The sequence below is a fragment of the Gilliamella sp. wkB308 genome (assembly GCF_001690185.1).
Taxonomy (GTDB): Bacteria; Pseudomonadota; Gammaproteobacteria; order Enterobacterales; family Orbaceae; genus Gilliamella; species Gilliamella apicola_I.
In genome coordinates this window covers 1-19,662 of record NZ_LZGN01000025.1, presented here as the reverse complement: position 1 = coordinate 19,662, position 19,662 = coordinate 1, and the positions used below count along the sequence as shown (strand labels likewise).

Genomic DNA, 19,662 nt, shown 5'->3' with positions numbered 1-19,662 from the left:
ACTTAGAATATTAATCTAAAAACATTCATTACTTAAAGATTTTTCTTAACATAACCTAAAACCAGAATCCAACAATATTATTAAATTGAAAAGAATAAAGGAGTAAAAAGATGAAAATAGCTGTTATTGGTGCAAGTGGTAAATCTGGCAGTCTGATAGTTAAAGAAGCAATTGCACGTGGGCATGATGTGACGGCAATTGTCCGTAATCCAAATTCTCATGTTAATCCTAATGCAAAAATCTTAGTTAAAGATCTGTTTGATCTGACTTATGAAGATTTGAAACCTTTTGATGTTATTGTCGATGCATTTGCAACATGGAGCCTTGAATCACTTCCTCAACATCAAACTAGTTTAAAACATTTAACCGATATTTTAAGCGGTAAACCTAACCGTTTATTAGTTGTTGGTGGTGCAGGTAGTTTATATGTCAATCCTGAACATACTGTTCGTTTAGTTGATACACCGGAATTTCCAGAAGAGTTTAAACCATTAGCTAATAATATGGCTAAAGCGCTCGATGAATTAAAAAAATGTCAGGATGTGAACTGGACTTACTTAAGCCCAGCTATTGAGTTCATTGCCGATGGCGCAAGAACAGGTCACTACAAAGCAGGCGGTGAACAGGTCTTATTCAACACTCAAGGAAAAAGCCAAATTAGCTATGCTGATTATGCCATAGCCATGGTTGATGAAGCAGAAAATGCCAAACACATTAAACAACGTTTTACAGTAGTGACAGAATAAGATAAAAATCTATTTTATATAGTGAACAGCTAATGCCTGTTCACTATATGATAGCGCTTTTTATTGCTGAATTTTCAATTTAAGCGTGATTAATCAAATTACTGGTACTATTCTACACCAATTTGACAAGTCATTTTGATTTCTCGATTATCCGTGATTTCTAAGTTTGACAATACCACAAGCTGTGGAAAATGGGGTCTTAAAAATTGTGAAAGCATCGGTCTTAATGTGTGGTTAACCAAAAGTACAGGCGGTGCACCAATGGCATCTTGCTGATTTAAAGCCTGCTTAACTTGTTGAATAATATGATCCGCTAATCCCGGCTCAACATTACTGGTATTTTGGAGTGCTTGTAACAACAATCGCTCCAAATTCACATTTAAACCAATGACATTAATTGCTCCATTGCCCGGAAACCATTGTTGTGTTATCACTCTTCCTAATGCTATTCGCACTAAGCTAAGTAATTGATAAGCATCGTTTTGATTTGGTGCATGTTCACTTATGGTTTCGATAATTGTGCGCATATCACGTATTGACACTTTTTCGGCAATTAAATTTTGGAGTATTTTATGAAAAGTCGTTAACGTAATAACGCCCGGTATAAAATCCTCCACCAATTTTGGAATATCTTGTTTAACATGATCCAGTAACTCTTGTGTTTCCACTCGTCCTAATAAATCACTGGCGAACTGTTGTAACAAATGATTAAAATGCGTCGCAATCATGGTGCTGGTATCAACAACGGTATAACCTAAGATTTGAGCATTTTCTTTATTGCTAGCATCTATCCATACCGCAGGCAAACCAAAAGCAGGCTCGGTAGTGGCTATTCCGTCAATGGTTTCTGCCACATTACCCGGATTAATCGCTAACCATTTGTTATTTACGATTTCACCTTTCCCTATTTCCCCCCCTTTTATAAACAACTTATATTGATAAGGGGCAAGAGATAAATTATCTCGAATATGAACTTGAGGTGGCAAAAAACCAAACGTTTGAGCAAACTTTTTCCGTAAACTGCGTATCCGACCCAATAATTCACCATTCTGAGTCTGATCTACCATAGGAATTAACCCATACCCCACTTCCATTGCTAAAATATCTTCAATACTGACATCCGACCAAGATGCTTCAATATTACTGGGTGTCGTCGCTTGCGTATCAACTTGCTTAGTGCTGGCAGTCGTATCATTTTTTTTCTGCTTGTTAATCCACCAAGAAAGCAAAATTAATATTGCAGTAAACAGTAAAAACACCAGATTTGGCATACCCGGAATCAAACCCAATAATCCAATGACAACCGCAGTCAAGATTAATACTTGTGGATTTTTAAACAACTGGTTTAGCATCTGTTCACTGATGTTTTCTTGTGATGTGACTCTTGTCACGATCACGCCAGCAGCCGTTGAAATAATTAAAGAAGGGATTTGAGCAACCAGACCATCACCAATAGTTAATAATACATACGTTTGCCCCGCATCCGCTAGTGCCATACCATGTTGTACGACCCCAACTAACAGCCCGCCGATAATGGTAATTGCCATTATCAATAAGCCAGCAATGGCATCACCCCGAACAAATTTACTTGCCCCGTCCATTGAACCATAAAAATCGGCTTCTTGGGTGACTTCGGCTCGGCGTGCTTTGGCTTCGTCTTCACCAATTAATCCAGCATTAAGATCCGCATCAATAGCCATTTGCTTACCGGGCATACCATCTAACGCAAAGCGAGCCCCGACTTCGGCTATTCGCCCGGCCCCTTTGGTGATAACCATAAAATTAATAATCACCAAAATGATAAAAACTACAATACCTATCGCAAAATTACCACCTACCAGAAAATGACCAAAGGCTTCAATCACCCGACCTGCGGCATTACTGCCAGTATGGCCTTTTAACAGAACAACCCGCGTTGAGGCAACATTTAATGACAAGCGTAATAAAGTCGCAAACAGTAACACAGTTGGAAAAGCCGCAAAATCAAGTACACGCTTAGTAAACAATGCCACAATCAAAATAATGATTGATAACGCAATATTGAAGGTAAAAAACAGGTCTAACATAAATGCAGGTAAAGGTAATACCATCATTGAAAGAATCAATAAAATCAGCAGTGGACCTGCTAAAATCTGATAATGCCCTTTTTTAAGCCCATTGGTTGATAAAAACGAAACTATTTTATTTTTAATCATGTGATTAATTACCGCCTTGGTTGATTTTCTGCTAATGATTCAGGTACTGGCAAATTGTTAGGTGTCATCGGTTTATCACCGCCATATTTATGCCACCGTTTTAATTGATAAACCCAAGCAAGAATTTGCGCAACAGCTGTATATAATTCGGTTGGAATGGTCTCGCCAATTTCGCCATAACGATACAAAGCCCTAGCTAGTGGTGGCGCTTCTAATTGTGGAATATGATGTTGATTGCCAATCTCCTTAATTCTTAAAGCAACCAAATTCGTTCCTTTTGCCAATACCTTAGGGGCGATCATGGTTTTTTCATCATAATGTAAAGCAACCGCATAATGCGTCGGGTTGGTTACAATGACATTTGCTTTAGCGACATCTTTCATCATGCGACGCCTTGCCATGGCTTGCTGCATCTGCCGAATACGGCCTTTTATTTGAGGATTTCCCTCTTGCTCTTTAAACTCATCTTTAATTTCCTGTTTTGACATCATCAGTTTTTTTAAATTACTCCAAATCTGATAAAAGATATCAAAGCCAACCATAGGAATAAGTGACAACACCATAAATAACCCACAAATTAAAATAAGATCTATCGCTTTAGTTAATGCGCTATTTAGGTACATTTTGGGAAGAGAAAGCAGGTTTGGAAACAAGTCTAATAATAACAATGAAGCAGCTAGGGTAATTAATATGACTTTTAGCATACTTTTAAATAATTCCGCTAAAATTCGTCGACTAAACATCCGACCAAAACCAGAAATCGGATTCAACTTTTTAAAATTGGGTTTAATTGATTGCCAACTAAATAACAAACCACCCACACAAAGCGGCGCCACAATAGCAAAGATAACCAATGCAAAAAACAGAGGAACAATAGCCCAAAAGCCTGCGGTCATCAACTCAATCAAATTTGTCAGAATACGAGATTCATCATTTACACGAAAAGAGACTTGCATCGCTGTTTTTATCATGATGATTAACTTTTGGACTAATGTAGAACCCATTAACCAAAATAGCATAATGCCCACCAACAAAATAATGACGGAAGTCAATTCTCGTGAACGGGGTATCTGTCCCTTCTCTTTAGCTTTTTTAAGTTTGCTATCGGTGGGGCGTTCGCTTTTATCTACATCACTTTCATTAGCCATGATGGGGGTTAATAGTATCTAACTGTCTAAATAGAAATAAAATAGTCACAGTATGAACTTAACACACTAAAGTTATTGGCTTGATTAAACGACAAATTAAGGTGTATTTAACGCGTTTGCAGTGAACACACCGCAATCATCATTAAACTTTTGCTCGTTTTGATGAGATTGTTTCGGTTTGTTGATAACCATTATTGGTATAAACAACCGGATTATGAATACTTTTTAAATGATCGATAGTTTGCTGAGTACGATGCATACGATTTTGAATAATCAAACCATTATCACGATTGATATTCGCTAATAACCGCGTAGTAGTTGTAATGGATTGCCATTGCTCTGCCAGTTCTGGATTTTCACTATAGGGGGAAGATAAATTGAGTTGTTTACTGGTATTAATTCGTTTTTCATCTAATAATTTTAATTCGATAAGTAATTGACTCTTTTTATTAATGATTTCATTAAGTTGATTGATAGAACTGTTTTCAATAAGCACTTGTTGCTCGGTCTGCAAAATGTCTGAAAGTGTTTGTAACATGACGGTTATTTTATTTAAGATGTCATTTAATTCTAACATTTTTATTTCCTTTCAAACTTTACTTACTATTCAATATTTTCAATCATCTGTTTGATAAGTTCATCAGCTATTTTTGTGGTGTTTATCACTAATTTACCTTCAGTAATAGCCTGTTTTATACTTTCAACTTTTTCCATGTCAATATCATTATGCGTAGACTGTAAAAGCGATAAAGTATTTTGACTTAATGTCACATTAGCACTGCTGGTCAGGCTATTTTTTGTCTGCTCAGATGATCGTGGGCTTTTTGGTTGCTCATTGATAACATCACGATTAAGTAATCCTGCTATTGTCGTTACCGATTTAGTCGCGTCTATACTCATAAAATACCTTTGATCAAAAATTTAATGATTTGTTTAGTCTAATTATCGGCAAAAATAAAAAAATCATTAATTTTATTTATCGAAAATTGTCACACCCGCTTGCGTAACAATACCTTCAACAATATTGCCAGAATTAAGTTTTACACTAATATGATCATCTAAGGCACCGTTATTAAGAGATTTACCTTTTGTCGCAATCACATACCCCTCTCCATTAATCAACACTTTCACCATTTGACCGGCCTTAATGTGCCAATTTTGTTGTAGCATTGAAGTTCGAATTGGCTCATCAAGATCGATGTTACGTAAAGCAATATGATTAATAATGTGCTGCTTATTTAAAATTACCGAATTGGCTAGAAGATCAAGTCGTCCCAACTTTGACCGTATCAATGCATCAGTAATGATAGTTCCTGCACTGATAGGTTTATCTGCGACAAAATAACGTCCCTCAGCACTGACTTTTATTTGCAAATACTGAGTTTTATTACCACATTTAACGCCAATGGTCATCGTACCCCACTGTTTTTTATTATTCAGTAGCGTAATTTTGGGCTCATCACACATTAACTGCGGTTTAGGCGAAATATAAGATATTGAAATATTATCGACAGGAACCGTTATATGTTTTGAAACTAAATCATTCACCGCTCTTTCAAATGAATCAGCCATCGCCATATTGGTCACCAATAATAGTGAAATAAGCTGTATTAATCTAAAAACCTTAATCATATTTGCTTGTTTTAAAATTATTTGTAAGCCGATTTTACTGTATGAACAATTTTATTGAATGTTGAAATAAAGACAATTTTTGTTGTTATTTATACGATGAATTTTTTTTGATTCACATAAAATTTTAAATATCAAACAAAGTGAGACGATTTTATGCTGAATAAATTAGACACCTTTATTAATTTTCATCAACAAGCATTAAATGTACGTGAAAAAAGACAAACTATCTTAGCATCAAATATTGCTAATAGTGATACACCGAATTATCAGGCTCGTGATATTGATTTTAATGCCGAATTAAAAAAAGCACTAACTCATCAGAATAATCGCCATCACCTACAACTTAATGTAACGTCGAATCAACATATACAGATCAATGCACCTGCTATGACAAATGTAAATATGCTTTATCGTATTCCTTATCAAGCATCCGCTGACGGTAATACAGTCGAAATGGATCAAGAACGCACAGCATTTATGGATAACAGTATCCACTATCAAAGCAATTTAACTTTTTTAGGTGAACAATTTAAAAATGTAATATCTGTATTACAGCAAGGATAATCAGTATGAGTTTTTCAATTTTTGCAATTTCTGGCTCGGCCTTAATGGCACAAACTCAGCGAATGAATGTCAGCGCCAGTAATTTAGCTAATGCTGACAGCATCACCAGCACCTCAGGAAAAGCATACCAAGCAAAACAAGTTATTTTTCAGGTGGATAATAACGGTGAACAAAATAGTATTGCTGGCGTTAAAGTCGCCCAAGTGATTGAAGACCCGGCACCCATGAACTTAGTTTATGAGCCACATCATCCATTAGCCGATGAGAAAGGTTACATCCAAAAACCCAATGTCGATGTTGTTGCCGAAATGGTCAACACCATATCTGCATCACGCAGCTATCAAGCCAATGTCGAAGTCATTAATACCGCCAAAAGCCTAATGTTAAAAACACTGACATTAGGTCAATAGTAAGGAGTGATAGATGGGTGTAACAAATGTGTCTGTATCCGAATCGGTAGGTGTAAACGGCATTCAAACCAAACAAAAAAGTACAACTGATGGAAATTCGAGTAAAGAATTACAAGATAACTTTTTAACGCTACTGATTGCCCAGATGAAGAATCAAGATCCAACCAACCCAATGGATAATAGTCAATTAACCTCGCAACTTGCTCAAATTAACACGTTAGCGGGGATTGAAAGATTAAATACTACGCTTGGTATGGTATCTGGGCAAATTGACGATAGCTTATCGGTCAATGCCAGCAACATGATTGGTAAAGGGGTAATGGTACCTGGCAATAAAATTTTAGTGGCGACCTCTGAGCTTGAAGGTAGTGATAACGAAACCGAAACCATTACCACACCATTTGGTTTTGAGCTAATGCGCGATGCGGATTCAGTCATCATTACGATTTTAGATGAAAATGGTAATGTCGTACGTGAAGTCGATTTAGGTTCGATTCCTGCTGGAGTTAGCTCCTTCACTTGGGACGGTCAGCTAAACGATGGCACCACCGCCCCAGATGGCAGTTATACCTTTTCGGTCAATGCCAGTTACGATGGACAAAAAGTATCTTCAACGTCACTTGGCTATTCGGTTGTCTATGGTGTGATAAACAGTAAAGTTAATAATAAAGTATTACTCGATTTAGGAATACTTGGTTCAATTAGTATTGACGAAGTACGTCAAATTCTTTAAAAGGGGATAAAATTCAAATGGGATTTTCTCAAGCAATTAGCGGCATGAATGCTGCATCAAAACAATTAGACGTCATTGGTAATAATATTGCCAATTCTGCAACCGTTGGCTTTAAAAGTGCGAGTATCTCATTTGCCGACATGTATGCCGGATCAAAAGTTGGTATGGGTGTGAAAGTTGCAGCCGTCATGCAAAATTTTGGTGACGGAACAACAACCGCCACTAACAATAGTTTAGATGTTGCTATTTCAGGCAATGGTTTTTTTCGCTTAGTGGATAGTAGTGGACAAATTTATTACAGCCGTAATGGTCAATTTCAATTAGATGCGGAGCGCAATATTATCTCGGCGGATGGTTTGCAACTCACTGGCTACTTAGCCACAGGAACACCGCCACAAATTGCACAAGGTGCAGCACCGGGACCGCTTAAAATTTCACAAGAAATGTTAAATGCTGCCGCCACGACAAAAGCATCATTACAAACTAACTTAAACTCAAATAGTACAGTACCTGAAAAACAGCCCATCAATGCACTTGATGCCGATACGTTCAACTACTCAACAACGCTGACAACTTACGATTCGCTCGGTAATCAACGTAATGTACAACTGTTTTATGTCAAAACAGCCGACAATCAATGGGATGTGCATTATCTTGACAGCAGCGATCCGAATGCAACATTACAAAAAATGGGGCAAATGGAATTTGATTCATCCGGTAAATTAATCAGTGATCCAGAAATGACCGTAAATATTAACGGTATTAATGGCTCGGCTGACAACACGTTTACACTATCACTGGCTAATAGCTCTCAACAAAATATGGGCAAAGAAGTAGGCAGTATCAAAACCCCTGTCGTTGATGGTTATGCACCGGGTGACTTAGTCGGGTACAACATCAATAATGACGGATCGATTTACGGTATCTATTCTAACCAACAAACCATGTTGTTAGGTCAAATTGCGATGGCGGATTTTGCCAATGTAAACGGACTAGAGTCAGCAGGCAATAACAATTGGCGTTCAACACTCCAATCAGGCGCTGAAGTATTAGGTATTGCAAACTCAGGTACGATGGGCGCATTAACCAGCGGTGCAGTGGAATCATCCAATGTGGATATGAGTCAAGAATTAGTCAACATGATTGTTGCCCAGCGCAATTATCAATCTAATTCGCAAACCATAAAAACGCAGGATCAGATACTCAACACATTGGTTAACTTGCGTTAATTGAGGAATAAATTATGGATCGCGTTATTTATACCGCCATGTCGGCAGCAAGTCAGACACTTCATCGGCAATCGATAACCAGTAATAACCTAGCCAATGTTTCAACATCGGGGTTTCGTGCCCAATTAGCCGCAATGAAAGCGGTGCCTATTGTTGGCAGCACTATGCCAACCCGAACAATGGTCACGGCAACCACTCCCACATTTGATGCCAGTATGGGGGCATTTAATTATACTGGTCGAGAATTAGATGTTGCTTTAGCCGAAGATAACTGGTTAGCAGTACAACTTGCCGATGGTAGTGAGGCTTATACCCGTAATGGTGCGATCCAAATTGATGAAGAAGGTACATTGCGTGTGCAAGGATATCCTTTAATGGGTGATGGCGGTGTACTAACCGTTCCGCAACAATCAAAAGTCAGTATCAGTTCAGACGGGACTTTATCAGCTTTAGGCGCAGGTGATAAACCGACCACCATAGCCCAAGTGGGTAAAATTAAAAAAGTCCAACTTAAACCCAACGAAATAATTCGGGGTGATAATGGCTTGTTTCAATTGACTGAACAAACACGCAATGCCCGTGGCGCCGTATTACCCGATAATCCCAATGCCAAATTGATGTCGGGCGTATTAGAAGGCAGTAATGTTAATCCCGTTGTCGCAATGGTTGATTTAATCAGCCACTCTCGCCATTTTGAAATGCAAATGAAAGGGATCACAACCGCTGATGAAAATGCCCAAAAAGCGAATCAAATATTATCACTGACTTAATTAGGAGTATCACCAATGATTAAATCACTCTGGATTGCCAAAACCGGTTTAACCGCACAACAAATGAATATGGATATTATTTCCAACAATTTAGCCAATGTCAGTACCAGTGGTTTTAAACGGCAAAGAGCGGTATTTGAAGATCTACTCTATCAAACTGTTCGCCAACCGGGTGCACAATCCTCAGAACAAACTACCTTACCGTCAGGCTTGCAAATCGGTACAGGGGTAAGACCGGTTGCTACCGAACGAATTCACAGCCAAGGTAATTTAGAATTAACCGACAACAGCAGTGATATTGCTATTAATGGACAAGGCTTTTTCCAAGTGCTATTACCCGACGGCACTCAAGCTTATACTCGTAGTGGCGCATTTCAAGTTAACCAAAATGGACAACTCGTCACCGCCAACGGTTATGAAATTCAACCGACCATTAATATTCCCGCAAATGCGATTAAAATGACGGTCGCGCGTGATGGTATTGTCAATGCCACCCTTGCTAATCAATCCTCGCAAGTGCAAGTAGGTCAACTGACATTACACACCTTTATTAATGATGCGGGGCTTGAAAGCATGGGAGAAAATCTTTACTTAGAAACCGAAAGTTCTGGTGCGCCAACTGAAAACACCCCCGGGCTAAATGGTGCAGGATTGCTATACCAAGGTTATACCGAAACATCGAATGTCAATGTTGCCGAAGAGCTGGTAAATATGATTCAAGTACAACGTGCTTATGAAATTAACAGTAAAGCGATTTCAGCATCCGATCAGATGCTACAACGATTAAATCAGTTATAAATTAATACCATGATAAACGTGATAAAATCCCTGTATATCGTGATCGCTACGCTGTGCTTAGTGAATTGCGCACAATTACCAAAAAAGCCATTAGTCAAAGGCGAAACAAGCATCGTTCCGCAAATGCCAGAAATTGTTAACACCAGCGGCTCTATCTATCAAGCAGCACAACCAAGTAATTTTGGTTATCAACCCATGTTTGAAGATCGCCGTCCACGCAATATTGGTGATGTGCTAACTATCGTGTTACAAGAAAACGTCAGCGCTAGCAAAAGCTCATCAATCAATGCCGGACGTAACAGTTCATTGAATTTAGGGGTAAAAGCTGTGCCCACTTTTTTAGATGGACTGGTTGGACGGGGAAAAGTCGAAACAGACATGTCTGGCGGTAATGATTTTAAAGGTTCTGGAGGAGCAAACGCTAAAAATACCTTTAGTGGTACTATTACTGTCACCGTACAAGATGTCATGATAAACGGCAATTTAAAAGTCATTGGTGAAAAACAAATTGCGATTAATCAAGGAACCGAATTTATACGATTTTCAGGTGTAGTTAACCCTCGAACAATTAGCGGCAATAATACCGTTATCTCAACACAAGTAGCCGATGCCCGTATTGAATACGTCGGAAATGGCTACATCGATGAAGCACAAACAATGGGTTGGCTACAGCGTTTATTTCTCAATCTTTCACCGTTTTAACGAGTTTTAGCATGATAAAAAAAATACCTACTCTTATCTGTTTTATCTTAATGATGATTTTAGCGATACCTTATAGTTACGCTGAACGCATCCGTGATCTAGTCACCATACAAGGGGTACGTGATAATGCATTAGTGGGTTATGGCATTGTGGTAGGACTTGATGGAACGGGCGACCAAACCTCACAAACACCGTTTACGATTCAAAGTATCACCAATATGTTGTCTCAATTAGGTATTACTGTTCCAACAGGCAGCAATATGCAACTTAAAAATGTTGCTGCGGTTATGGTTACGGCAAAATTACCTTCTTATGCACGTGTAGGACAACAAATAGATGTCGTGGTATCTTCACTTGGTAATGCCAAAAGTCTACGAGGGGGCACATTAATTATGACGCCGTTAAAAGGCGCAGATAACCAAGTTTATGCCATTGCTCAAGGTAATCTATTTTTGGGTGGCATGGGCGCAAGTAGTGGCGGAAGTAGCGTAAGTGTCAATCAATTAGCTGGTGCGACAATCCCAAATGGTGCAACGATTGAACGTGAATTAGCCATGCGATTAGATGAACAAGACATTATTCACTTACATCTGAATCAATTCGATTTTACTCGTGCCTTAAAAATCTCCGAAGCGATTAATAAATTACAAAAAAACAGTGCTGTGGCACTGGACGGTACGACGGTGACAGTCAAAATGCCTGTTACCAGTCAAGAACGGGTTAAATTATTATCACGAATACAAAATCTTGAAATTGGTGCTACGCCGATCTCAGCCAAAGTTGTCATTAATACTCGTACTGGGGTTGTGGTCATGAATCAAAAAGTCCAGCTGGATAACTGCGCTGTCGCGCATGGTAACTTATCGGTTGTCGTCAATAACAAACTCAAAGTTAACCAACCCAATACACCTTTAGCGGGTGGGGAAACAGCGGTCACACCTGAAACACAAATTGCGGTTGAAGAGCAAGGTGGTGCATTGCAAAAAGTCACTGCAGGGGTGAATTTAAATAGTGTGATTAAATCGCTCAACTTATTGGGTGCCAATCCGACCGAATTAATGTCAATCCTTGAAGCACTTAAAAAAGCCGGTTGCTTACATGCTTCGTTAGAAACCATTTAGATATAAAAAATAGAATATGAATAATCTGATTAATCAATCTGTTCACCGTTTTGCCTATGATGTAAATGGATTAAATCAATTAAAGCGCGATGTGGCAAAAGGGACTAATCAAAGTATTAAACAAGTTGCCGAACAATTTGAAACGCTATTTATTAATATGATGATGCAATCAATGCGTAAAGCAGTGCCGGACAGTGGATTATTCAATCAACCTGCAACCCAACTCTTTACATCGATGTTTGATCAGCAAATTGCTCAGCAAGCAGCGGGTAAAGGGTTGGGGCTTGCTAATATCATCACCAAGCAACTCACGCATGGCAAACCTTTGTCATCAAATATATCGTCATCGGGCACTATTCCTATTCAACCTCAAAAATCGTCGCAACAACCTAACCTTAAACTTGCACAATCTTTATTTAGCAACGCATCAGCGACAGTCACGCCCGAAGCATTAGGACAAATGCTTTATCATAGCCATAAAATCGATAATGCATCAAAAATAAATGCATCTGAACTCACATCGTTAAAACCTGCCGATAAGGCAAATCAAGATCATGTAACCGCATTTGTCAAAGAATGGATTGTTCCTGCTCAACAAGCTTCAAAAAGTTCAGGTATACCTTACGAAGTTATCATTGCACAAGCCGCATTAGAAACCGGTTGGGGACAAAAACTGATTAAAACCGCAGATAACCAATCAAGCCATAACTACTTTGGTATCAAAGCCACGCCAACATGGCAAGGTAATGCGACTCGATTAACAACACAAGAATTTATCAATGACCGAATGATAAAAATTCAAGATAATTTCAAAGTCTATACCAGTAAACAACATGCATTAACCGACTATATTAATCTATTAACCCAAAGCCCTCGCTACCAAGCGGTGGTCAAAGCACCCGATGCAAGAACCGCCGCCAAAGCATTACAAGCAGCAAAATACGCAACCGATCCCAACTACAGTGACAAACTCATACAAATTATTGCCCGTATAGAACAAATTGCTCAAACACACCCCACCACCCATGTAACAAGTTTTAAACGAATTATGTTTAATTGATTGACTAAAAAAACCAATCTAACGGATAACGTTTTACCATTAGCAACCTTTTTTAAAACACAATATGGGTTGTTTATAAATGCAATAACCGCATAGTCATAAATGCCTTATATTGTTAGTGATCGCCTTGATTGCTAACAAGCTACTCACCTTGTTTAAACACTTATCTCGATAATTTTAATCAAAAAAAAAGTTGCATTGTTGAAAAAAAAGACGTATTTTAACTAGACTAATTTTTATACTGATAGTTATCTAATTCGGTAAAAAATTATCACTATCGAACACCAAAGGAATGCACAATGAACACAAGGAAATCGACAATAAACAAGCAAAATTTTTTAATCAACGTTTTGTCGCTTAATCACAATTTGTTCACCATTGTTAATTTTAAGCAATTGTCGATTTTATTCATGTCTGTCATTAACCATAACAGGTTACCCCTAAAACTAACCACCTTTCGCGTTTTATCAATCAATCATGTTAAAACAACCCTTTTTAAAAATTGGTTGAAAAAACTCAATAAAAATACCAATAGTCTTAAACAATCCACTCAATGGCATTACGTATTTTATCAATGGTATAGAACATCAGCTCATGGATTAAATAGTGAAAAAATCAAAATTAACAATAACAAAAATAAATCAATTATAGTAAAAAGATTACCCAAGGAGTTAATTTATGACGGATAAAAATAGCTATGATGATGTCATTGCCTGTGTTGAAGGCGTAATAGGAGTACCGGAAAAATCGACTGATGTCATGAAAACCCACGTCGTTGATGTACCTGCACCATTGCCATGTATTGTTATTTTAATTCACGGCGTTAACGATGTAGGCGAAGCATTTCCTAATTTAGATAAAGGCATTTGTGCGGGGTTAAACAAACGTTTAGGACGTAACGATTTAAAACCCAATAAATGGAAGTGGACGCAAACCGACCATGAAAATTTTTCGCCCAGAATGCAAATGTTTACAGAATGGACAGAACCCAAGATAATTAAGGTGCCATTAAAACCGTGTGAGGAAAAACATAAAGGTAACTCGCCAATTATCCCTTTTTACTGGGGGTATCGACCGGTTGATATTGATAGTTATTACACTGAACAAAAAGCGTACGAAGAACGACTAAAAAAAGATAAAAAAGCCGAACTACCCTATGATGCTTATTGGGTTGAACGTGAAACCAAAGAACTAAAAGACATGTTTGGTTTTTCCAAATTAAGCAGTGATCAATTTGGTAACTGGATCGATCACCTTTTTACGCGTAATGGTGGACCGTTTTCTGACGCCACCACCTGCATACCCGATATGTACGGTCCCGGTTTAACGTCTATAACAAATTTCGTGGCTACATTAGGGTCACCAAAAGGGTCAAAAGCTTATGAAAATCCGCACCGAATTTATATGGTATTCGCTGCTTATCGATTAGCTAAATTAATAAAAGAGATTAGGGATGATGACAAATTAAAACATGCGCCAATTAATATTGTTGCCCACAGCCAAGGCACCATTATTACTATGTTAGCTAATCTAATGCTTAAAGACGAAAATTACTTACCGGCAGACTGCGTGATTATGGCTCACTCACCGTATGCGTTTGATGGCACATTTTTAGAAGGGCAATCAAAAGAACTGGGCATGGCGGTACAAACCAATAAAGCACGGGAACAAACCTTTATCAATTTTGTAGATGCTATCGAACAAGGACAGAATTTACGGGAAAAGATGTTTAAAGATCCTAAGGTATTAATCGAAAAATATGTGGCATCGCCCCCAATAAAACCCGATTTACTCAATCCTGCCACGCCTGATTACGATTTTACCAATCCGCTGTATTGGCGTGACAATTTCGGTAAAGTGTATAACTACTTTAGTCCTAATGATCAGGTCGTTTCGTTAAGAAGCATTCAAGGAATGGGTTGGCAAGGTATACCGAACTACGTTTTTAAACAGTGTGGGGACAAATTAAGGCAACGTGCCTTTGGGCATGGTTTTCCGGTGGGTGAAAATCCTGATAAGTTTATTTTTTTTAGACCCAGTGGAACATTCAAGATTGATTTGCCCACATATATTGATAGAAAAGCTTTGCACAACAGATATTTAGAAATTGTTAAAGGTAATAAAACTACAGTGAGAGTCTTTTTAACCCAAGATGAAATTTCGCTAATTAATCAACATAATCCGGTTAAAAATGGTCGTTACTATAACGGCTATTACGATATACTCAAAAGTAAACTCGTTATTCAATACAAAATAAATGACGAAGACTTAGAACGATTAAAACAAGATCAACAATCCGGGCTTTATTCGCCAACAGAAACAGGGGCAGATAGTGTTTTTGATGCTAACCTATACAGTAATGCTAGCTACGCAGTAGAGGAGCAGTTAAAAGTAAATGGCGAACAAGTACCTATCCCCATTACCTACACCGGCTGTGGAAAAAGCGCACAGACTGAGTTAGCCAAAGCAATTTATTATCATGATCAGTTTATCCAACAAGATAAATATAGACATTACGAAAATGATTATAAGAAATCGGAACATTATAAGCCTTACCCGAAATATACATTTGAATATCGGGGACCTAATCGCCCCAAAAAGCCATGGAGAGGATTGGCACCACATACCAATATTATCGATCTTCATTACCAATGGAAAAAAGATCGAGAAGCAGAGCACCCTGAATGGAAAAACGTTGCCCACTTCCGATTTACCGACGACCCTTATAAATTCGAAGTTTGGTGTTTTCCTGATGAAGACGAAATCAGACAAAGGATTTATGAAGACGTAAAAACCCAAGCATCTACACCCGTGGATAGCAGCCACCACTCTGGCATAACCCTACACGAACAGGTACCATCGCATATTATGGCGTATGACCTTGCCCTTGGCGAAGTCAGTATTGCAAGTAAAGCCAATCAGCGAACTTGGCATCGGCTAATTAATAATGCCGACTGGCGGTCGCGTCAAAATGAAGAGAAAGAAACAATAATCTACCAAATTTCGGGTATTTTACCTGATGGAATTAAGAAGAGTATGAATCTTTTAAAAGGCACTGTACCTAAGAGCGTAGTGAATGAATTTAGGTTTGTTGGTTCGTTAGAAGGGACTTACTCGCTAATGAAAGATACTTTCACCAGCTCACCAACTAAAATCCCTGATATTCTTAAAAAACACTACCCATATATGTTTGATGAAGATATACAATGGCCAATGCCTGAACCTATCACCAAAAGGAGAAATAAATGATTATTCTAGCAATATTGCTTACCTTAATTGGAGGAATAAGCTTTTCTTGGTTATCCATTAAGCGACATCATTTGGGCTGGCAAGTACTCAGCTATCTTATCTATATTTTTAGCATACTCGCTATTTCACCCATTACCGATTTGCAAGAGCAAAAATATGTTAGTCCTTCGCAAATTGTCTATCGGTTTGACGAAAACCGTTATCTGTTATTAACCGGCTACCGTTGTAATGGACAAGTCTATTTTATTGATGATAAAGAGCAAGTCTATTATCGTTTAGCGGCTCACTCACAACGAATTTATACCGAACCCTATCGTCACCCCGCTAAAAACTATATTTCTGTTCCTTTATCAGATCTGTCGGCTATTGATATTTCTATTGACGGTGGGCGTTCCTTTAGAAGCATTCATTTAGCGAATAGGTACTGGTTAGGCAATCATGATTCTCCCCAATACGATGTAGTTAATGACCAAGCCTTTATTTTAGCTAAAGATGGCAATGTACATGCCTCGGAACGCCCTTTTGGCACGAAAGCGCCACATATGTTATCTAAATGGGATCAACATAAAAAAATATTAGGTCGCAGTCAAATCATTCCCGACACCATTCCCCCGATTCCCGATGATTACACCGGATGGGACAAAATGCAGTGCGATTTTGATGCCGATGAAGTTAAATTACCCAATAATCTGTCTTTATTGACGGTCTTTCAACAATGGCTAGGCACTGCCAAATCAGGAACTTATCAATGAAACAGACATTCGTTAAATTATGTATTATGTTATTTGCTGTGCCAGTTGTACTGATTGGTATTTTATCAATCATTGCCCCTTTTCCAAGTTCAGAGCCAATGCCTCTGCGGCCACCTAAACCCGAACCGCGCGACGGGTATCAACTTTTTTATAGCATTGCCCGAAACGATGAAGTGCTGAAAAAATCATTCTATTATGTCAGCACCAAACGGCAGGTGATTTACCGCTATGATGCTGACCGCTACCTTGAACTGCAAGGCGAAAATTGCAGCGGGCATATTTGGTTTCATGACGATAAAAATAATATTCATACCTTAATTCAAAAACGGTTTTATACCGCCTATGACTTACCTAAATATCACTATTACAATCCCGGCAAGCAGTATATTGCCATTCCTACTCAAAATTTAACCGATTTTGCCGTTTCGGTTGATGGTGGGCGGCATTTTATTATTGCCGTGGTATCCCCCATGGCAGCGGTACCCGGTGATGAAGTCGATTTCTTTATTGGTGTGGATGATTCGCCTATTCAAGGAATTTATGACAAACCAGGAAACTACAATACTCCTATTACCATTTCGGGCAATACCGGCTATTTTGTGTTAAAAAATGGCGAGGTAATATTTGGTGCATCCTATGATTATCAGTATATTAATTATGGGCAAGGTTTAAGATATAACCAATTTTATTATCCTTCCGCCGCTTTTTCTGATGAACGGATTAGAGACGGCTCTAATTTTGGTGCTTATAAAAGACTTCTATATAATCAAGAATATAAAAATCGGGTTGAGTCAATGAAACATATCCAACCCAAACCTTACCAAGGGTGGGATAAAATTCGTTGCGAAGTCGGGGCGGAAAAATAGTCATGTTAAGTATTGCCCTTATGTCCCCCCTTACAGGGGGCTGGATTTTTGCTAACACCCTGTTTAAACCACGTCTTAAACTTGTGCAAGCAACACGTATTGGCTGTTGTTATTGGGCATATAAACAATTTTACCGGTGAATAAAGAATGCAGTGCGATTTTGATGCCGATGAAGTTAAATTACCCAATAATCTGTCTTTATTGACGGTCTTTCAACAATGGCTAGGTACTGCCAAATCAGGAACTTATCAATGAAACAGACATTCGTTAAATTATGTATTATGTTATTTGCTGTGCCAGTTGTACTGATTGGTATTTTATCAATCATTGCCCCTTTTCCAAGTTCAGAGCCGATGCCACTGCGGCCACCTAAACCCGAACCGCGCGACGGGTATCAACTTTTTTATAGCATTGCCCGAAACGATGAAGTGCTGGATAATTCATTCTATTATGTCAGCACCAAACGGCAGGTGATTTACCGCTATGATGCTGACCGCTACCTTGAACTGCAAGGCGAAAATTGCAGCGGGCATATTTGGTTTCATGACGATAAAAATAATATTCATACCTTAATTCAAAAACGGTTTTATACCGCCTATGACTTACCTAAATATCACTATTACAATCCCGGCAAGCAGTATATTGCCATTCCTACTCAAAATTTAACCGATTTTGCCGTTTCGGTTGATGGTGGGCGGCATTTTATTATTGCCGTGGTATCCCCCATGGCAGCGGTACCCGGTGATGAAGTCGATTTCTTTATTGGTGTGGATGATTCGCCTATTCAAGGAATTTATGACAAACCAGGAAACTACAATACTCCTATTACCATTTCGGGCAATACCGGCTATTTTGTGTTAAAAAATGGCGAGGTAATATTTGGTGCATCCTATGATTATCAGTATATTAATTATGGGCAAGGTTTAAGATATAACCAATTTTATTATCCTTCCGCCGCTTTTTCTGATGAACGGATTAGAGACGGCTCTAATTTTGGTGCTTATAAAAGACTTCTATATAATCAAGAATATAAAAATCGGGTTGAGTCAATGAAACATATCCAACCCAAACCTTACCAAGGGTGGGATAAAATTCGTTGCGAAGTCGGGGCGGAAAAATAGTCATGTTAAGTATTGCCCTTATGTCCCCCCTTACAGGGGGCTGGATTTTTGCTAACACCCTGTTTAAACCACGTCTTAAACTTGTGCAAGCAACACGTATTGGCTGTTGTTATTGGGCATATAAACAATTTTACCGGTGAATAAAGAATGCAGTGCGATTTTGATGCCGATGAAGTTAAATTACCCAATAATCTGTCTTTATTGACGGTCTTTCAACAATGGCTAGGTACTGCCAAATCAGGAACTTATCAATGAAACAGACATTCGTTAAATTATGTATTATGTTATTTGCTGTGCCAGTTGTACTGATTGGTATTTTATCAATCATTGCCCCTTTTCCAAGTTCAGAGCCGATGCCACTGCGGCCACCTAAACCCGAACCGCGCGACGGGTATCAACTTTTTTATAGCATTGCCCGAAACGATGAAGTGCTGGATAATTCATTCTATTATGTCAGCACCAAACGGCAGGTGATTTACCGCTATGATGCTGACCGCTACCTTGAACTGCAAGGCGAAAATTGCAGCGGGCATATTTGGTTTCATGACGATAAAAATAATATTCAT

General features: G+C 38.5%; 20 protein-coding genes. 15 read left to right on the top strand and 5 right to left on the bottom strand.

Features of this window, described 5'->3' with window-relative positions; all coding sequences use genetic code 11:
• Positions 1-110 precede the first annotated feature (110 nt).
• Positions 111-746 carry an NAD(P)-dependent oxidoreductase gene (locus tag A9G10_RS04005; RefSeq protein WP_065558030.1) on the top strand — a complete coding sequence of 212 codons (636 nt, stop codon included), beginning with the start codon at positions 111-113 and terminating at the stop codon, positions 744-746.
• 107 nt (positions 747-853) lie between these two features.
• Here the strand turns inward: A9G10_RS04005 and flhA are convergent, their stop codons facing one another.
• From flhA to flgA, 5 genes are all read right to left on the bottom strand, one after another.
• Positions 854-2,941, bottom strand: a complete 2,088-nt coding sequence (gene flhA, locus A9G10_RS04000) for a flagellar biosynthesis protein FlhA (protein ID WP_065558031.1) — start codon at positions 2,939-2,941, stop codon at positions 854-856.
• A gap of 8 nt (positions 2,942-2,949) precedes the next feature.
• Positions 2,950-4,089, bottom strand: a complete 1,140-nt coding sequence (flhB, locus tag A9G10_RS03995; RefSeq protein ID WP_065558032.1) for a flagellar biosynthesis protein FlhB — start codon at positions 4,087-4,089, stop codon at positions 2,950-2,952.
• 142 nt (positions 4,090-4,231) lie between these two features.
• A complete protein-coding gene (locus tag A9G10_RS03990) occupies positions 4,232-4,666 on the bottom strand; it encodes a flagella synthesis protein FlgN (RefSeq protein WP_065558033.1) in 435 nt (144 codons plus the stop codon).
• Between the two features lie 26 nt (positions 4,667-4,692).
• Positions 4,693-4,989, bottom strand: coding sequence for a flagellar biosynthesis anti-sigma factor FlgM (flgM, locus tag A9G10_RS03985; protein ID WP_065558034.1), 297 nt, complete (start codon positions 4,987-4,989; stop codon positions 4,693-4,695).
• Positions 4,990-5,061: 72 nt separating this feature from the next.
• On the bottom strand, positions 5,062-5,721 hold the full coding sequence (flgA, locus tag A9G10_RS03980; protein WP_081298968.1) for a flagellar basal body P-ring formation chaperone FlgA: 660 nt from the start codon (positions 5,719-5,721) through the stop codon (positions 5,062-5,064).
• Between the two features lie 153 nt (positions 5,722-5,874).
• Between flgA and flgB the strand changes: the two genes are divergently transcribed.
• From flgB to A9G10_RS03905, 14 genes are all read left to right on the top strand, one after another.
• On the top strand, positions 5,875-6,285 hold the full coding sequence (flgB, locus tag A9G10_RS03975) for a flagellar basal body rod protein FlgB (RefSeq protein WP_065558036.1): 411 nt from the start codon (positions 5,875-5,877) through the stop codon (positions 6,283-6,285).
• 5 nt (positions 6,286-6,290) lie between these two features.
• Positions 6,291-6,695, top strand: a complete 405-nt coding sequence (gene flgC / locus A9G10_RS03970) for a flagellar basal body rod protein FlgC (protein ID WP_065558037.1) — start codon at positions 6,291-6,293, stop codon at positions 6,693-6,695.
• 13 nt (positions 6,696-6,708) lie between these two features.
• The gene (locus A9G10_RS03965) at positions 6,709-7,428 is read left to right on the top strand and encodes a flagellar hook assembly protein FlgD (RefSeq protein WP_065558038.1); all 720 of its coding nucleotides are present in this window, start codon (positions 6,709-6,711) and stop codon (positions 7,426-7,428) included.
• 17 nt (positions 7,429-7,445) lie between these two features.
• Entirely contained in the window at positions 7,446-8,657 is a 1,212-nt protein-coding gene (gene flgE / locus A9G10_RS03960) for a flagellar hook protein FlgE (RefSeq protein WP_065558039.1), read from the top strand.
• Between the two features lie 14 nt (positions 8,658-8,671).
• On the top strand, positions 8,672-9,427 hold the full coding sequence (locus tag A9G10_RS03955) for a flagellar basal body rod protein FlgF (protein ID WP_065558040.1): 756 nt from the start codon (positions 8,672-8,674) through the stop codon (positions 9,425-9,427).
• Positions 9,428-9,442: 15 nt separating this feature from the next.
• On the top strand, positions 9,443-10,225 hold the full coding sequence (flgG, locus tag A9G10_RS03950) for a flagellar basal-body rod protein FlgG (RefSeq protein WP_065558041.1): 783 nt from the start codon (positions 9,443-9,445) through the stop codon (positions 10,223-10,225).
• A 9-nt stretch (positions 10,226-10,234) separates the two neighbouring features.
• Positions 10,235-10,927, top strand: a complete 693-nt coding sequence (locus A9G10_RS03945; RefSeq protein ID WP_065558042.1) for a flagellar basal body L-ring protein FlgH — start codon at positions 10,235-10,237, stop codon at positions 10,925-10,927.
• A gap of 11 nt (positions 10,928-10,938) precedes the next feature.
• Positions 10,939-12,048, top strand: a complete 1,110-nt coding sequence (locus A9G10_RS03940; protein WP_065558043.1) for a flagellar basal body P-ring protein FlgI — start codon at positions 10,939-10,941, stop codon at positions 12,046-12,048.
• A gap of 16 nt (positions 12,049-12,064) precedes the next feature.
• Positions 12,065-13,108, top strand: coding sequence for a flagellar assembly peptidoglycan hydrolase FlgJ (gene flgJ, locus A9G10_RS03935; protein WP_065558044.1), 1,044 nt, complete (start codon positions 12,065-12,067; stop codon positions 13,106-13,108).
• Positions 13,109-13,786: 678 nt separating this feature from the next.
• Complete coding sequence (locus A9G10_RS03925; protein ID WP_065558046.1) at positions 13,787-16,357, top strand: T6SS effector phospholipase Tle3 domain-containing protein; 2,571 nt, start codon at positions 13,787-13,789, stop codon at positions 16,355-16,357.
• Complete coding sequence (locus A9G10_RS03920) at positions 16,354-17,109, top strand: T6SS immunity protein Tli3 family protein (RefSeq protein WP_065558047.1); 756 nt, start codon at positions 16,354-16,356, stop codon at positions 17,107-17,109. The genes A9G10_RS03925 and A9G10_RS03920 overlap by 4 nt, the downstream gene beginning before the upstream one ends.
• Complete coding sequence (locus A9G10_RS03915; protein WP_065558373.1) at positions 17,106-17,975, top strand: T6SS immunity protein Tli3 family protein; 870 nt, start codon at positions 17,106-17,108, stop codon at positions 17,973-17,975. The genes A9G10_RS03920 and A9G10_RS03915 overlap by 4 nt, the downstream gene beginning before the upstream one ends.
• A gap of 251 nt (positions 17,976-18,226) precedes the next feature.
• Positions 18,227-19,096 (top strand): T6SS immunity protein Tli3 family protein, encoded by an 870-nt coding sequence (locus tag A9G10_RS03910; protein WP_065558048.1) that lies wholly within the window; start codon positions 18,227-18,229, stop codon positions 19,094-19,096.
• A 251-nt stretch (positions 19,097-19,347) separates the two neighbouring features.
• Positions 19,348-19,662, top strand: a 315-nt coding sequence (locus A9G10_RS03905; protein ID WP_218837328.1) for a T6SS immunity protein Tli3 family protein, incomplete at its 3' end; no start/stop codon positions are given.

Excerpts from the sequence above, each read along its gene's own strand:
- A9G10_RS03910 (WP_065558048.1), top strand. The coding sequence starts at position 18,227 with ATGAAACAGACATTCGTTAAATTATGTATTATGTTATTTGCTGTGCCA.
- A9G10_RS03945 (WP_065558042.1), top strand. The coding sequence starts at position 10,235 with ATGATAAACGTGATAAAATCCCTGTATATCGTGATCGCTACGCTGTGC.
- A9G10_RS03955 (WP_065558040.1), top strand. The coding sequence starts at position 8,672 with ATGGATCGCGTTATTTATACCGCCATGTCGGCAGCAAGTCAGACACTT.
- flhB (WP_065558032.1), bottom strand. The coding sequence starts at position 4,089 with ATGGCTAATGAAAGTGATGTAGATAAAAGCGAACGCCCCACCGATAGC.
- flgE (WP_065558039.1), top strand. The coding sequence starts at position 7,446 with ATGGGATTTTCTCAAGCAATTAGCGGCATGAATGCTGCATCAAAACAA.
- flgG (WP_065558041.1), top strand. The coding sequence starts at position 9,443 with ATGATTAAATCACTCTGGATTGCCAAAACCGGTTTAACCGCACAACAA.
- A9G10_RS03920 (WP_065558047.1), top strand. The coding sequence starts at position 16,354 with ATGATTATTCTAGCAATATTGCTTACCTTAATTGGAGGAATAAGCTTT.
- flhA (WP_065558031.1), bottom strand. The coding sequence starts at position 2,941 with ATGATTAAAAATAAAATAGTTTCGTTTTTATCAACCAATGGGCTTAAA.
- flgA (WP_081298968.1), bottom strand. The coding sequence starts at position 5,721 with ATGATTAAGGTTTTTAGATTAATACAGCTTATTTCACTATTATTGGTG.
- A9G10_RS03965 (WP_065558038.1), top strand. The coding sequence starts at position 6,709 with ATGGGTGTAACAAATGTGTCTGTATCCGAATCGGTAGGTGTAAACGGC.
- A9G10_RS03925 (WP_065558046.1), top strand. The coding sequence starts at position 13,787 with ATGACGGATAAAAATAGCTATGATGATGTCATTGCCTGTGTTGAAGGC.
- flgJ (WP_065558044.1), top strand. The coding sequence starts at position 12,065 with ATGAATAATCTGATTAATCAATCTGTTCACCGTTTTGCCTATGATGTA.
- flgB (WP_065558036.1), top strand. The coding sequence starts at position 5,875 with ATGCTGAATAAATTAGACACCTTTATTAATTTTCATCAACAAGCATTA.
- A9G10_RS04005 (WP_065558030.1), top strand. The coding sequence starts at position 111 with ATGAAAATAGCTGTTATTGGTGCAAGTGGTAAATCTGGCAGTCTGATA.
- A9G10_RS03990 (WP_065558033.1), bottom strand. The coding sequence starts at position 4,666 with ATGTTAGAATTAAATGACATCTTAAATAAAATAACCGTCATGTTACAA.
- A9G10_RS03915 (WP_065558373.1), top strand. The coding sequence starts at position 17,106 with ATGAAACAGACATTCGTTAAATTATGTATTATGTTATTTGCTGTGCCA.
- flgM (WP_065558034.1), bottom strand. The coding sequence starts at position 4,989 with ATGAGTATAGACGCGACTAAATCGGTAACGACAATAGCAGGATTACTT.
- A9G10_RS03940 (WP_065558043.1), top strand. The coding sequence starts at position 10,939 with ATGATAAAAAAAATACCTACTCTTATCTGTTTTATCTTAATGATGATT.
- flgC (WP_065558037.1), top strand. The coding sequence starts at position 6,291 with ATGAGTTTTTCAATTTTTGCAATTTCTGGCTCGGCCTTAATGGCACAA.